At 63.1% G+C, this 14,439-nt stretch carries 11 protein-coding genes; 8 read left to right on the plus strand and 3 right to left on the minus strand.

Annotation, left to right across the window (positions count from 1 at the left end):
- Positions 1–2 precede the first annotated feature (2 nt).
- The 4 genes from BLQ70_RS00385 to BLQ70_RS00400 all read left to right on the plus strand — a co-directional run bounded on the left by BLQ70_RS00385 (position 3) and on the right by BLQ70_RS00400 (position 3,842).
- Positions 3–1,178: a glycosyltransferase gene (locus BLQ70_RS00385; protein WP_091855376.1), complete on the plus strand. Its 1,176-nt coding sequence runs from the start codon at positions 3–5 to the stop codon at positions 1,176–1,178.
- On the plus strand, positions 1,150–2,226 hold the full coding sequence (locus BLQ70_RS00390; protein WP_091855377.1) for a glycosyltransferase family 2 protein: 1,077 nt from the start codon (positions 1,150–1,152) through the stop codon (positions 2,224–2,226). Before BLQ70_RS00385 ends, BLQ70_RS00390 begins: the two co-directional genes overlap by 29 nt.
- Positions 2,227–2,418: 192 nt before the next feature.
- Positions 2,419–3,066 carry a helix-turn-helix domain-containing protein gene (locus BLQ70_RS00395; RefSeq protein WP_091855378.1) on the plus strand — a complete coding sequence of 216 codons (648 nt, stop codon included), beginning with the start codon at positions 2,419–2,421 and terminating at the stop codon, positions 3,064–3,066.
- 119 nt (positions 3,067–3,185) lie between these two features.
- Entirely contained in the window at positions 3,186–3,842 is a 657-nt protein-coding gene (locus tag BLQ70_RS00400) for a LuxR C-terminal-related transcriptional regulator (protein ID WP_091855379.1), read from the plus strand.
- A 42-nt stretch (positions 3,843–3,884) separates the two neighbouring features.
- Here BLQ70_RS00400 and BLQ70_RS00405 read toward each other — a convergent pair whose 3' ends face one another.
- On the minus strand, positions 3,885–4,508 hold the full coding sequence (locus tag BLQ70_RS00405) for a sensor histidine kinase (RefSeq protein WP_170843257.1): 624 nt from the start codon (positions 4,506–4,508) through the stop codon (positions 3,885–3,887).
- A 355-nt stretch (positions 4,509–4,863) separates the two neighbouring features.
- Here BLQ70_RS00405 and BLQ70_RS00410 point away from each other — a divergent pair, with 355 nt between their 5' ends.
- From BLQ70_RS00410 to BLQ70_RS00430, 4 genes are all read left to right on the plus strand, one after another.
- Positions 4,864–6,339 carry a right-handed parallel beta-helix repeat-containing protein gene (locus BLQ70_RS00410; protein ID WP_091855381.1) on the plus strand — a complete coding sequence of 492 codons (1,476 nt, stop codon included), beginning with the start codon at positions 4,864–4,866 and terminating at the stop codon, positions 6,337–6,339.
- A gap of 753 nt (positions 6,340–7,092) precedes the next feature.
- On the plus strand, positions 7,093–8,280 hold the full coding sequence (locus BLQ70_RS00420) for a M14 family metallopeptidase (protein ID WP_091855383.1): 1,188 nt from the start codon (positions 7,093–7,095) through the stop codon (positions 8,278–8,280).
- Between the two features lie 37 nt (positions 8,281–8,317).
- Positions 8,318–9,760 (plus strand): metal-dependent hydrolase family protein, encoded by a 1,443-nt coding sequence (locus BLQ70_RS00425; RefSeq protein WP_091855384.1) that lies wholly within the window; start codon positions 8,318–8,320, stop codon positions 9,758–9,760.
- Positions 9,761–9,901: 141 nt separating this feature from the next.
- Complete coding sequence (locus tag BLQ70_RS00430; RefSeq protein WP_244511851.1) at positions 9,902–10,759, plus strand: alpha/beta hydrolase; 858 nt, start codon at positions 9,902–9,904, stop codon at positions 10,757–10,759.
- Between the two features lie 48 nt (positions 10,760–10,807).
- Here BLQ70_RS00430 and BLQ70_RS00435 read toward each other — a convergent pair whose 3' ends face one another.
- Both BLQ70_RS00435 and BLQ70_RS00440 read right to left on the minus strand, forming a co-directional pair.
- Complete coding sequence (locus BLQ70_RS00435; RefSeq protein ID WP_091856112.1) at positions 10,808–12,511, minus strand: alpha/beta hydrolase; 1,704 nt, start codon at positions 12,509–12,511, stop codon at positions 10,808–10,810.
- A gap of 113 nt (positions 12,512–12,624) precedes the next feature.
- Positions 12,625–14,424, minus strand: a complete 1,800-nt coding sequence (locus tag BLQ70_RS00440) for an SLC13 family permease (protein WP_091855386.1) — start codon at positions 14,422–14,424, stop codon at positions 12,625–12,627.
- Positions 14,425–14,439: the final 15 nt, after the last annotated feature.

Here is a 14,439-nt window from a genome sequence, read left to right on the forward strand (position 1 = left end):
CAATGCATGTCGCCTTCTTTGTCGACCAAGTATTCTGGCGCGAGGGGCCCGTCCTCTCGACCGAGGAGTCGTTCATCCTCTTCCCGGCGAGCTTCGCTGGCTTCGTCGACCAGATCACGTTCATTGGGCGCGAGGCGCCGACCCCTGGGCGGGCTCCTTACGTTCTGGACGGCTCCACCTTCTCTCTATGCGCGCTGCCGTTCTATCCCAACCTGTACAAGCTCTGGCGAGCCGACCCCCGCATGTATCGTCGGATTCGCGAATCCGTGCGTGAGCAGTCCAAGAACTGGGATGTGCTCGTCATCTGCGGGCCCCACCCTATTGGCCAGCTCGTCGCCCGAATGTGCATTGCTCAAGGCATCCCAGTTGTCCTGATGGTGCGCCAGAACCTCATCGAGCAAATGAGCGCCCACCGCGGGTTGGAGCGTCACGCCGCGATGCTCGCCGCCCACCTTCTCGAATGGGATTTCAAGCGGTTGGCCCGCGACCGGACGGTCTTTGCGGTCGGCGAGGAGATGACGAAGGTCTACAGCCGCTTCTGCAACCGCGCGCACAATCACTTTCCCTGCCTCGTCGACCGTGCACAGTTCGAGATGTTCTCGCAGATGTCCGCGGGATCCGATCCCAGGCGCCTCATCAAGGTCTGCCGGTTGGCTCCGGAGAAGGGACATCGTTTCCTGTTCGAGGCCATGGCGCAGCTCAACCAGCGCGGCCTGCACTGTCATGTCGATCTCGTCGGCACCGGCGCGATGGACCAGGAGCTCCGGGAGTTGGCTTCAAAACTCGGCGTTGCGTCGCAGGTGACGTTTCACGGCTATGTTCCTTACGGTCGGCCGCTCTTCGACCTCTACGAGAAGGCGGGAGCTATGGTCCTGTCCTCCACAACCGAGGGTTTCCCGCAGGTCATCAACGAGGCCTTGTCCATCGGCCTTCCAACGGTCGCGACGACAGTGGGGGGAATTCCCTCGTTTCTCACGGACGGAGAAACCGCTCTGCTGGTGCCTCCGCGGGACGTCCGTGCGTTGGCCGGGGCGATCGAGAAGATGGTGCGCGCGCCAGAGCTTCGTGAGCGCCTGCGACGAAACGGGCGTGCGCTGATGCAAGACAACATCCTTGAAGTGAATCGGGCCCGTGTTCTCGGGGGTGTTCATGACGAGATCGCTCGCCGCCGAGCATAACTATCGCTGCGCCATCGGTGACCACCCGAACACAGCTCCACCGTGTCGCCCGACGGTCAGCGTTATCGTGCCCGTCTACAACGAGATCGATTGCCTTGACCGGCTCGTGACGGATTTGCTCGCCCAAGATTACAAGCGGATTGTCGAATTCTGGTTCGCGGATGGTTGCTCGCAGGACGGGACCTACGAAACGCTGCTACGGCTCAGCGAGGTGGATGACAGGGTCCGTGTGATCCGGAACCCGAAACGCGGACCGGCCGCCGGCATAAACCTGGCCCTCGAGCTGGCGACGGGAGACATCGTAAACCGGCTCGATGCGCATGCGCGCTATGACCCCGATGTCGTGACAAACAGCGTCGAGGCGCTGCTGGCAACGGGCGCCGGAGGCGTGGGCGCCATCGCACGCCCTTCTGCCGGCAAGACGCTTATCGGCCGTGCCATCGTCGCCGCGCATAAGAGCCCGTTCGGAGTAGGCGTCGCGAAATTCCGCCGGGACGGCGCGGAAGGCTGGACCGATGCGATTTGGAACGGCTGCTATTGGAAGCACATCGTGGATCGCGTGGGGCTGCTGCGGGAAGATCTGCATCGCGCGGAGGATAACGACTTCAACGCGCGCATTCAGGGTTTGGGGTATGGCCTCTACCTGTCGCCCGCAATACGGGCCTGGTACCTGCCGCGGCAAACTCTGAGGTCGCTCTGGAGGCAGTATTTCGCCAACGGCATCGGGGTGGTCAGAGCTGCCCGGGAGAGGCCAGATGCCGTTAGCTGGCGGCATTTCGCTCCGCTGGCGCTGGTCCTCACATTGAGCTGTGCCGCCCTGATCACAATTGCGTGGTCGGAGGGGCTTCTTGGTCTGATTGCTTTGCTGGCTTACCTGGGCGTTCTGGCTTTCGCCACCCTTCTCGCGGCGGCACGAGAACGCGGCGCGCATCTGCTCCTCCTCCCTGTAGCGCTGGCTACGCTTCACTTCAGTTATGGATTTGGGTCCCTCTGGGCCCTTGTGGTGGACCCCTTGGCCGCGCTCTTTAAGCGATCTCGCCTCGTTTAACACTGTGTTAAGATCTCACATGCATGATTCGCGGTAGCGATCGGGCAGTGACCCCTTCATCGTCGCGCACTGACGAACTACGACGTTCGCCTTAGTCCGAGGGCTTACGCCTCGAGCGTAAGGTCTAATCCTTCTGCGTGATTGGCAGGGTTGAGAGAACGAATACCTTGGTTGCGATCAAGGGATCGCAACATGCTTCAGATCGCTACAGCTTCTCATTCGCTGCTGGAGGAACGCTCGCCAAGCGCGAGGGATATCCGCCACAGAGTGCTTGCTCGCAACGCCGTCCTCTTCTGGCAGGACGAACGACAGCCGCAAGCCATCGAGATTGTCGAGGGCACCGTTCGGGCCGCGCGTCTCTGGAGCGATGGTTCGCGCCAAATCCTGGCATTCTTTTGGCCTGGCGACATTATCCAGGCTGCGGCTCTGCAACGCTATACTGCGGAGGCCGTCACGCGCTGCGTGCTGAGGCCGCGCAGTCATGAGGACGTCGGCACGTTCGAGTCGTCCGGCACGGACCAGGCGCTTCAGGCGTCCATCTGCCTCCTGGCAGCCACGGGCAAGAAGAGCGCCACGAGCCGAATGGCGTGGTTCCTGCTTCAGATCTACGAACACCTTCCGCAGGATCCGAGGCGCGCGCACGCGCTCCGTTTCACAATTCCCCGCAATGACGTCGCTGATTACTTGGGGATGTCGATGGAAACCGCGTGCCGAACACTAGCGGCATTCCGGGCGCGCGGTTTGATCGACCTCCCGACCCGGAAAACCATTTGCTACCGAGACATGGCGCAGCTCGCTCGGGTCGCTCAGTCACCCAAATGGGAAGATGCCGAAGCCTGAAGGCAATGGCCGTCTGCTTGCGACAGTTCCCAGAATTTGTGGTATATGGGCGTCATAATAAGTCGAGGGGCATGTGCTGATCCGACGGCGCGGCAGACGCCAGGGAGCCAGGCACGACAATGTGGCGCATCCTGTTAGCCGACGACCATGGGATTTATCGCAAGGGCCTTCACTTGGTCCTTCAGCGCGCATTCCCCGATGCCGATCTCCTGACAGCGGACTCGCTTCCCACAATCCTGTCCACAGTCGAGAAAAATCCAGATCTCGATCTTCTTATCATTGACCTGCATATGCCGCGCCGCATTCCGATCGAGGGTCTCAGCGACCTGAGCGCAAACTGCCGTAACATCCATCTGGTCGCGCTGTCCGCGTCCGAAGCAGCTACTGACATTCTGGAATGCCTTGCTTGCGGATTTCACGGCTATATTTCGAAACTTCAGACTGACGAAGAAATTGTTGCCGGCATAGAGGACGTTCTTGCCGGGAAAATCTATGTCACGCCGCGCCTGGCCCTCACGAAGGGACTCGCTTCCTGGCGCGAGATGGTAAAGGTAACCGAGTCCAGCCGCTCGCAACTCATCCGCCTGACAAACCGCCAACGGGACGTCCTTGCCCTACTGGCGCAGGGCAAGTCCAACAAGGAGATTGCACGCGAGCTCGCCATTGCGGAGGCGACTGTCAAGATTCATGCGGCGGCGGTCATCCGTGTGCTTGGAGCCACGAACAGGGCCTCCGCGGCGCTGTTTGCTCAACAATGGCTTGAAAGGAAGGAGTGAGGGCCGTGATCGGGAGCCTCCGATTCCGGCGGAGTGCCGAGCCTACAAGTCCAGAGCTGTGGTGAGGACATATTCCAGGCCTTCTGGCGAGAGTCCCAGCGTCGAGGTTCCGCCGGTGATCGCTTTGCCGTCATCACACAAAATTGAAGTCCCGAACCCGCGTTTGCAGCTCCCCGTCGCTTGAGGCCCGTCCCGTTCAAGCCATTGCAGGCAGAGGCTCGCGCGGGTGCTGTCGATGGGTTGAATGCTCCAACGGACCAGCACCTTCCCTGTCGGGCAGCTCAATGCTCCATGTTTGACTGCATTTGTCGTGAGTTCGTGAATGATGATCGAGAACGACTGCGCAAGCCCACTACGGAGTCCAACCGTCGGCCCGATCACGTCGAACTGATTGGAGCGGCAATACGGAGAAAGCTCGAGGCGGACGAGCTCCTCCAGCGAGCAATGATCCACGCCCTTTCGCGTGGATACATCAGCGTTTGCGATAGCGCGAAGGCGCCCTTCCAACGCATCACATAATTCCGTCACCGTAGTACTACTCTCGGCCGTCAACTTAATGACGGACAAAACTAGCGGTACGAAATTGTCGAGCCTATGCCGAAGCTCTTTGTTATCGAGACTAAGAAAATAGAATTTATCAAATAAATCTTCTGCAGAACCAGGCATGCTAGGATTAATTAATTCTCCATTACAATTAGAGATTAGCTGATATAGAACAGAAAAATAATTATATAGCCCCTTTGACCGCATTAAACTTGTATTCAAGCTCGATAATTTCAAAGCATTTCTAGCAGGTATCTGCCTTTTTCTTATTATGAACTTCGACTTATCTCTATATGGACTGGAGCCCATGCGAGATCCTCGATTGATCGATACCCCCAACATCAATAATAGCTGATTTCTGTCAATAAAACAATTCTAGGGTGCAGTTAGGTTAACTCGCCGCTGCGCCGTTGGTTTCACTCATGACCTGACGCGCCGACGCCGGTGGATCCCGGCCTTGGACCCTGGAGGATTTCCAATGGAGTCTCGCCGCAGTTTTCTCCTCAACGCTGGCAGCCTCGCGGCCGCAGGGCTTCATGGATTAGAGGCATTCGGCCAAGCTTCGGCAGTGAGCCATGAGGCTGCAAGTGCGTCGCCCCCGAGCCGGGCGAACGGAACCGGCCGGACGTTCTACGTCGCGCCCATGGGCGAGGACGGCGACTATCCGGAGCGGGGCACGGTCGAGCGCCCGTTCGCCACGCTTCCTCATGCCTTCGCCCACGCCTATGGCGGCGATACGATCCTGCTGCGAGGGGGAGAATACGGCTTCGACGGTGCCGCCGAAGGATGGCTTCTCGCTGGCCACGACGGAGCGCCGGGCCGTCCGATCGTCATCGAGAACTATCCCGGCGAGTCTCCCGTGATCGACGGAGCCGCAATGAGGCCCCCGACGCAACGGTATCAGGCGTGGCCTTCGCGCACATCAGCCGGCGGGTTTGCGCTCGTTATCATGGATGCTTCCCACCTGACACTGCGCGGACTCACCGTTCGCCATGGCCCGATGGGCGGGTGCTTCGTCAACGGCACCCATCACGATTTATTGATTGAGCGCTGCGTCTTCCGCGACAATGGCTGGCTCAACGACGAATATGGCACCGGCCTGGGAATCCTGGGGCAAGGCAATCACAACATCGTGCGCAACTGCGACTCCTTTGGCAATCACGGCGGAGGACCGGGCGCAACTGGCGGAAATGCCGATGGGATCTCGGTTTCGCTCGCCGACAGCACCGGAACCGTCATTACCGGTAACCGCGTTTGGCGCAACACGGACGACGGCTTCGACTTCTTCAACCCCTCGAGGGCCAAGGACAGCCTCAACGGTTCGCCATGCCTTATCGATCAGAACTGGGCCTTCGAGAACGGATACAACTCCGACGGCTCGATCAACCGTAACGAGAGTGGCGACGGCTGCGGTTTCAAGCTGGGAGGGCGGCGCCCAGGCGCCACCGGCATCTATGGCGGCCATACAGTGACCCGGTGCCTTGCCTGGAGCAACAAGACAAACGGTTTTGATGACAACGGCTACAATGGCGGGCTGCAGCCGCTGGCCGTCTTCAACAATGTCTCCTTCAACAATGCGCGCGGTGGGGTGGGTTACGCCTTCATCATTCAGCATAATGCGAGCACGGTGCTTCAGAACAATATAGCCCTCACACAAAGCGGAAGGCACGACTTCGACATCTCGCTTCTGTCTCAGTCGCACAATGCAAGCAACGGCGCGGCCTTAAGGTCCCTCTCGCCAACGAATTTCAACGTGTCCTTGGACGACTTTCAGTCCATCGACGATACGATTGCGCGCGGTCCCCGCCAGGCGGACGGCTCCCTGCCAATCTCGGGCTTTTTGAGACTGGCGAAGGGGAGCAGGCTGATTGGCGCTGGAAGCCCACTCGGGCTGCCACCCAACATGCCTTCGAACGGGGACGTTGTGAGTCTCGGGGCCTTCGAGGCGCCATAGCAACGGCCCAGCGCTTCCTGCTCTGCGCGGCTCGCGCCGCGAAGGGCGAGAAGCACAGTAGGGATCAGGAAAGCCACGACGACTGGCTGCGCGCCTGGAAGGGGCTCGGCCTCGCGTTCGGCGACGTCAACCTGAGGACAAAGAACAACCTCGCCGAAGACTTCCGCGACATTCGAAATCTCGTTTGCCCGGGGGGACAACGAGCGAACCCCCTGCCCTGTTGACCTTCGATCACCCGCACGCGACGGCCGATGACACCCTGTCATCGCATGTCCTGTCCAGGTTGGTGGGCCGGGCCGGATCAATTTGCGAACGCCTATACGATTGAAATACTGACCTAATTCTCAGTTACCCATCCTTGGCTATCTGATCCTTAAGCGGCTTGATGATGGACTGGAGCGCCGCCTGCACTTTGCTGACCAATGAGGACGTGCTGGCAGCCAAGGTTTTCCTCTTCTCGCTAAACCCGCTAGGCAGCAAAACAAGCCGAACGCCTTCGCCCTCCCGTATGCCGAGCGCGTGTTGCAGGTGAAAGCCGCCCGTTAACGGCCAAGCGCGACCGCTTCCCACGACGGTCATCGCCCACGCGCTGTGACTGTATTTCCGCTTCTCCTTTCATAAATCGCCCCGAAACGCTGGTATCTCAAAGTCGTTCGTATCGAGATAATGAGCAGGGCACCGCTATGGGGGTTGCCCTGCATCGTTGCCTGTCGCTCCTATGCATGTACTCTTGGCACACTGAGGATCGTAACGATGACGATTGAACGAGCCGAAAGCCTCGACCGTCGCGATTTTATGATCGCGGCAACGGTCGGCGCGGCCGTGGCGCTGAAGGCGGAGCAGGCACAGGCGCAATCCGCCGCGGTAGCGCCGACGGCTTCTCCCAGCGCAGGATCGGGCACCGTCTATACGGGCGATATCATCGACGGCAAGCGCGTGATCAGCGCCCTCGATGTCGCGGACCTCGCGCCCGGCAAGCACAGCTTCTACTTCCAGGGCGTGCAGATGCCGACGGGCCAGCATTGGTACGTGTCGGTGATGGTGGCCAAGGGCGCCGCCCCCGGCAAGCGGCTCGGGCTGATCAGCGGCATTCACGGCGATGAGATGAGCCCGATGCACACTGTCCAGTCCGTGATGAGGCAGCTCGAACCGGCCGGGATGTCCGGAACGGTGCTGGCCGTGTTCGACGTTTCGCGCCCCGCGATCGAAGGGATGGAGCGGCGCTGGCCGAGTTCCGGGCGCGGGATCGACCTCATCGATATCAACCGGCTGTTTCCCGGCAACGAAAACGCCCCCGACGCACCGAGCCGTCATGCGGGCCTGGTGTTCAATCGGTTGCTGCGCGCGAATCTCGATTACGGCATCGACTTCCATACCGCCGCTACGGGAATGGACATGACGGCGTTCCATCTCGCGCGCATGGATCTGCCCGAAGTCAAGGCGATGGCCGAGCTCTATCCGATCGAGCAGATTTTCGACAATCCCGCCTATCCCGGACTCCTGGCAAATGCGCTGATCGCGGCGGGCATTCCGGCCTTCACGCCCGAGATCGGCCGGCCGCGCGTGTTCGATCACGAGATGATCGCGCTCTTCGTCGAAGGGACGATGAATGTCCTCAAGCATCACGGCGTCGTCGCCGGGGCCATCGGCAGGACGGGCAAGGATTCGAACGTCTTCGTCGCCGACGGCATGCTGCCGATCGTCACGAACAGAGGCGGTTTCGTAGAGCTTCTGGTCAAGCTCAACGAGACGGTCGAAGCCGGGCAGAAGGTCGCGGTCCAGCGCAACACCTTCGGGGAGGTGGTCGCGGAATATACGGCACCGCGCAGCGGCAAGGTCGGCGCCCGCAGGACCGACGCCACGGCCGAGGCCGGTACGCCGATCGTATTCATGCTGTTCGATAGTGCTCAAGCGGTCGGCGGCGACGTGGTCGTCGAATGAATCGCCACATGCCAGGTCGACGAGCAGGAGGAAGCCAATGCTGAGACTGGGCGAGAAATACGGCCACCTGGCGCGTCGTGCCGGCTGCGGCTGCTGCAATCCCGACCTTCACAAGGCCTCCCGCCGCCTCGCGGCGTTCTCGCGGCGTGGCCTGCTCGGCGGCGCGGCCGCCGCCACGGTCGCCGGCTTGCTGCCCCGCTCCGCCGGGGCGCAGACCTCCGCGCCGCCCAGCCGGATTCTGTTCCGCGAAGCCCGGCTCTTCGACAGCGTCTCGGGCCAGGTGAAAGAGCGCGCGCAGCTCCTGGTCGAGAACAATCGAATCGCGTCCGTCGATTTCAGCAATGCTCCGCCCCCCGGCGACGCCACCGTCATCGCCTGCCGCAACGGGGTTCTCCTTCCCGGCCTCATCGACGCACACTGGCATGCGATCTTCGCCGCCGTGCCGCTGAACATCCTGCTCAACGGCGATCCGGGCATTATCTTCGCCGCCTCGACCGCCGAGGCCAACCGCACCTTGCTGCGCGGCTTCACCACGATCCGCGACCTGGGCGGCCCGGTCTTCTCCTTCAAGCAGGCGATCGACAGCGGCGTCATTCCCGGCCCGCGCATCTTCCCCTCCGGGGCGCTGATCACCACCTCCGGCGGCCATGGCGACCTGCGCTTGCCGAGCGAGATCCCGCGTGACGGCGGCCGGCTGAGCAAGGGCGAGCTGATAGGCGGGGCCGCGATCGTCGACAGCCTCGGCGATCTCAAGATGCGGGTGCGCGAGCAGCTTCTCCAGGGCGCCTCGCAGATCAAGCTCATGGGCGGCGGCGGCGTCTCCTCGCCGCGCAGCCCGCTGGACATCCTGACCTTCAGCGAGGACGAGCTTCGCACGGCCGTCGCCGTGGCGCAGGACTGGAACACCTATGTGACTGTGCATGCCTACACCTCCCGCGCCATCCAGCGCTCGCTGGCGGCCGGCGTGACCTCGATCGAGCATGCGCATCTCATGGACGAGGGCACGGCGAGGATGATCGCGGAGAAGGGCGCGTGGCTGAGCACGCAGCCCTTCCTCAGCATGGAAGACGCGGACTCGCAGAGCGGGCCGGGCGTCGAGCGCGCCCAGCAGATCTTTGTGGGAACGCCCAAGATCTACAAATTCGCTCGTAGCCTCGGCATCAAGACCGCCTGGGGCTCCGATGTCCTGTTCTCGCCGGCCCTGACCCAGCGCCAGAACATCATGCTCACCCATCTGAGCAACTGGTACACCAACGCAGAAGCCCTGCAGATGGCGACCTCGGGAAACGCTGCGCTGCTGCAGCTCTCCGGCCCCCGCAATCCTTACCCGGCGCCGATCGGCGTCCTCGCGGAGGGCGCCCTCGCCGACATCCTCGTCGTCAACGGCAACCCGCTCGACGACTTCAAGCTGCTCGAAGACCCGCACCGGAATTTCACCGTGATCATGAAGGACGGCCGGCTCCACAAGAACCTGTTGTGACGCAATCGAGTCGGCTCCGGAGCATGCGCTGTTGTGGTTTTCTCACAGGGTAGAGCCAAGACGCGCGAGCGCCATGGCGGGTTCAAACCACGCCGCTTCGAAAGGCAATGGAGGATGGGGCCGCGTGAATGAGCATGGAGCATGTTCAAGGCCCGGTTCGCACCGCCATCTTCGGCAAGCGCTCCACCAGAGCCATGGCGGCCTGATGTTCAACCCGCCGGCCCCGGGCACGGTGAAACGGAGAGCCGGGAGCGAGCCCGAGTGTCCGACACGGTGCGAAACGCGAAGCAAATGACGAGAGAATCCGAAACAGTCATCCTGCTTCATGGTCTCGCACGAAGCAGATCGTCACTTCTGCTCATCGAAAAGCTGCTTTCGGCCGTTGGCTACAACGTCATCAACGAAACCTACGATTCAACGGACCACGCGATAGAAGGCCTGCTGAGCCACGTCGAGAACGCCGCCCGAAGCTGCAACGGCGAGCGGATGCATTTCGTAACCCATTCGATGGGAGGCATCCTCCTGCGTGCCTGGCTACGGCAGAACCGTCCGCGCGAGCTCGGGCGCGTCGTGATGCTGGCCCCGCCCAATCACGGCTCGGAACTGGTGGATGGGCTCGGTCGCCTGCCGGCTTTCGAGCTGATCAACGGACCCGCCGGCCGACAACTCGGAACGGACCCAGACAGCCTGCCCAACATCCTGCCCAAGGCAGATTACGAGCTGGGCATCATCGCCGGAACACTCTCGCTCAACCCGCTCCTGTCGCATTTCTTCGCCGGCCCGAACGACGGCAAGGTCTCCGTGGAGAGCACGAAGCTCGATGGCATGACCGATCACATCGTCCTGCCGGTGACCCATACCTTCATGATGAACAACCCGCTGGTCGTCGCCCAGGCGGTGACCTTCATCAGGACCGGGCGCTTCAACCACGATCTGACGATGTCGGAGCTCGCCCGAAACGTCGCAGCCTATCTCCAGGGCGAGAAAAGCAGCTTCTGAAGCTTTCGCTCGACGCGCTCGGGCGCGACACTCTTGCCGCCCCGGCGGTCAGCCCCCGCGATTGTCGTAGGGGCCCTCCTCTCCGTCCCCATCGTCGGTCCTGCGCTGAGCTTTTTCCAAGAGATGCCGCTTCAACGAAGCCAGACTCTCCTGCGACCAGTTCCGGATACCGGCAACCGCGACCCAGGCATCGACATAGTGCTGGGGGGCATAGACGTGTCCGTAGCCCATCGGCGTCCGCGTCGCGAAAGCCATGTCGAGCGCGAGCTGCAGACCCGTCACGATCGGATACCAGCGGAACTCCGGGGAAACATCCGGGCCGCGCACCGGCTCGAGCCAGGCGGGCCGCCGGAAAAAGGAGTTCCTGTCGAAGAAGGTGACCGCGTCGCTGGCATATTGGAGATAGACGATGCGCAGGACACCCCAAGGCGTCTCGGGGGTCACGCGCGGACCCTCCTGGTTCATGAAGCGGACGAAGCGACCGTCACGATATTCAGGAAGCCAGGCGGGGGAGCCGGGATTGCGCCGATCCGTGATGCTGCGCCAGAAGCGGCTGCCGAAGGGAGGGCCGCTCCACAAGGCTCCGTCGACCGGGTCGCCGATCATGTCGAGCAGCTCGACCGAACGCTCCGAATTCATCGAGCCAAGGCTCAGCCCGTGCAGATAGAGCCGTGGCCTGCGGTCCTTGGGCAAGCCCGTCCAATAGCCGTACACCTCGGCGAACAATGCCTGCGCCGCCTCCGAGCCATAATCAGGCTGGGCCAGCAGCGACAGCGGGCTCGACAAATAGGAATACTGCAGTGCCACGCTGGCGACGTTGCCGTCGCCGAGATATTCGATCGGGGCGATGGCGGAGGGGTCGACCCAGCCGGTGCCGGTCGGCGTGATCACGACGAGGATCGCGCGCTCGAAGGCGCCGGCGCGCTTTAGCTCCTCCAACGCCAACCGTGCCCGCGCCTGCGCAGATCCGGCGGCCCGCAGCCCGACATAGAGCCTGATGGGCTGCGAGGCGGGCCTCCCTGTCATCGCCGCAATCTCGGCCGTGCTCGGCCGCGAGGCTACGAATTCCCGGCCCGCACGCCCCAATTCCTGCCATTTCACAAGCGAGGCGGCACTTCCCGACTGGAGCGGGTCGATCGGTTGCGGGCTGGTCGGCTCGATCAGGGCGTCGCGCTCGCGGAAGGAGGAATCGAGCATGCGAAAGCTGATGCGGACCAGGAAACCATTCGCCAGCGTCCACAGCAGCAGCGTCGTGATCGTGAGGCCAGCGGCGAAGGCGACGCGCCGCGGCATGAAGCGCAGCGGTCGCCGCGCCAGGAACAGGGCGACAAGCCTGAACAGCCGCCCAAGAGCCAGCAGCACGGCGAAGGTCGCGAGCGCGATCAGGCTGACCTGAAGCGGATGGGCGCTGTCGATCGGCTCCATCGCCATCACCTTGCGGATGGAATTCTGCCACCCCGCAGCGTTGGCCAGAAAGATCACGGCCACCGGCAGGCAGACGCAGGCGATGACGATATTGCCGATGCGCCGCATGCGCTCGTTCGGCTCCGGCATCTCCAGATACGCCCAAAACCAGCGCCAGGCGGTGCCGAGACCGTAGCCGACGGCAAAGCAGACTCCTCCAAGAACCCCTTGGGTCAGAGCCGTGCGCGGAACGAGCGTCGGGGTCAGCGAAGCCGCAAACAGGAACGTGCCCAGAGCCAGTCCGATGCCGGACAGGTTACGGCTCCAGCGCAGCGGAAGGAGAAGCATTCTCGTGCGATAGCCTGTCATCTTACCTGCCGAAAACGGGATTTGCTGCGTTCAACCAGCCGGTTGGGGTCCATAGCCGGCCTCGGAAAGCAAGTAGGCGAAGGCGGCGACATTCAGAAGCGCCAGACCAGCGGCACATAGAATACGGCCATGACGAAGAACCAGAGCATCAGCGGCGCTCCGAGCTTCCAGTAGCTGGTGAAGCTGTAGCCGCCCGGCCCCATCACCATCATGTTGGTCGCGGTCGCGATCGGCGTCAGGAACGAGGCCGAGCCGGCAATGCACAGGCTCATCAGCACCGGGCGCGGCGAGACGCCCAGGCCCGCGGCGGCCGCCATGGCGATCGGAATGACCAGCATCGTCGTCGCCGTGTTGCTCATGACCTGGCCGAGGCTCGCGGTCAGCACGAAGAGGCCGCCGAGGAAGACGAAGGGGCCTGCTCCACCCGTCAGCGTCACCAGTTGGTCGGCCACCACCTTGGCCGCCCCCGACTGCACCATTGCCGTGGAGAGCGGCATCATCGCCGCGATCAGGATCACCGTCGTCCAGTTGATCGCGCGGTAGGCCTGTTCCACGGTCATGATGCCGGCGAGGATCAGGGCACCGGCGCAGATGAGTCCGGCCACCGCAGGCGGCAGGATGCCCGTCGCGAGCATCGCGACGAGGCTGGCCAGCACGGCGAGCGTCACCCCGGCGCCGGCCCCCATCGGCACCGCCTGGCGCCGGACCAGATCGGGCGAGTTGACGACGAGCACGTCGGGGTCGTCGAGGCGCAAATCCAGCGCCTCCCAGGTCCCTTCGAGGAGCATGGTGTCGCCGGCAAGCAAGGTCTCGCCCGGCTCGACGTCGACGCCGGCTCGCTGCACGGCCAGCACGACGAGATCACCGCTATCGGTCACCATGCCCGGGAACAGCGCGCGGCCGATCAAGGCCGAGCGCGGCGGGATCACCACCTCGGCGAGGCCGGAACGGCGACTGAACAACCCCGGCTGCGCACCCTCCTCGCGCAAGGCCAGATGCTTGTCGGCAGCCAGCGTCGCGATCGCCTCTGCATCGCCGCGTACGAGCAGGTAATCGCCCTCGGAAACCGCCGGGGCCCGCAGCGGCGTCCGCGTTTCCCCCGCCTGCACGGCCATGAGGTTGAGCCGCCCGGCCGACCCGACATCGATCTCGTCGGGTGGGATGCCGACATAGGTGGAGGTCGACCGCACGCGCAGCCGGAAGACGCCGTCGCTCAGCCCGTAATGCTCGACGAGGGTCTGGGCGTGCCGGCTGAAATCGGCCGGCAGCCGCGCGCTGCTCTGCTGCGGCAACAGGCGCTTGCCCAGCAGCAGGATGATCGCGATGGTCCCGACCAGAAGCGGCAACCCGACCAACGCGAACTCCGCGAAGGCGAAGCCGGGGAGCCCCGCATCCTCCAGCGCCTCCGACACCAGGATGTTCTTCGGCGCCCCGGTCAGCAGCAGGTTCGCGCCGGCATGGGAGGCGAAGGCGAGCGGCATCAGGAGCTGCGCCGGCGATTGGCGCAGGCGGACCGCCGCCATGACCGCGACCGGCATCAGCGCCGCGACCGCGCCGCTGCCGCTGATGAGAGCACTCAGACAACCGGCCGCGACCATGATGATGACCAGCAGCCGTGTCAGCCCTTCAGTTCCCGCCTTCGCGATCAGGTATTGTCCGGCCCAGGCGGTGATGCCCGTTCTTTCGAGCGCAGCGCTGACAATGAAGAGACTAGCAACGAAGAGGGCGGCGCGGTCGCCGAAGCCGGCGAAGGCCTGGTCGAGCGTGACCACGCCCGTCGCCCACAGCGCCAGCGCCGCGCCGATCGCGACCACGACGACCGGCAGCCTGTTCCAGGTGAACAGCACGATCGCGGCCACGGTGACGAGGGCGGTGCTCTGGATCGGTGTCACGTCGAGGCCTCCTGC

The sequence above is a fragment of the Allobosea robiniae genome (assembly GCF_900102525.1).
GTDB lineage: Bacteria > Pseudomonadota > Alphaproteobacteria > Rhizobiales > Beijerinckiaceae > Allobosea > Allobosea robiniae.

Coding starts and splice junctions, on each gene's coding strand:
- BLQ70_RS00385 (WP_091855376.1), top strand. CDS start 3: ATGCATGTCGCCTTCTTTGTCGACCAAGTATTCTGGCGCGAGGGGCCC.
- BLQ70_RS00390 (WP_091855377.1), top strand. CDS start 1,150: ATGACGAGATCGCTCGCCGCCGAGCATAACTATCGCTGCGCCATCGGT.
- BLQ70_RS00395 (WP_091855378.1), top strand. CDS start 2,419: ATGCTTCAGATCGCTACAGCTTCTCATTCGCTGCTGGAGGAACGCTCG.
- BLQ70_RS00400 (WP_091855379.1), top strand. CDS start 3,186: ATGTGGCGCATCCTGTTAGCCGACGACCATGGGATTTATCGCAAGGGC.
- BLQ70_RS00405 (WP_170843257.1), bottom strand. CDS start 4,508: ATGCCTGGTTCTGCAGAAGATTTATTTGATAAATTCTATTTTCTTAGT.
- BLQ70_RS00410 (WP_091855381.1), top strand. CDS start 4,864: ATGGAGTCTCGCCGCAGTTTTCTCCTCAACGCTGGCAGCCTCGCGGCC.
- BLQ70_RS00420 (WP_091855383.1), top strand. CDS start 7,093: ATGACGATTGAACGAGCCGAAAGCCTCGACCGTCGCGATTTTATGATC.
- BLQ70_RS00425 (WP_091855384.1), top strand. CDS start 8,318: ATGCTGAGACTGGGCGAGAAATACGGCCACCTGGCGCGTCGTGCCGGC.
- BLQ70_RS00430 (WP_244511851.1), top strand. CDS start 9,902: ATGTTCAAGGCCCGGTTCGCACCGCCATCTTCGGCAAGCGCTCCACCA.
- BLQ70_RS00435 (WP_091856112.1), bottom strand. CDS start 12,511: ATGCTTCTCCTTCCGCTGCGCTGGAGCCGTAACCTGTCCGGCATCGGA.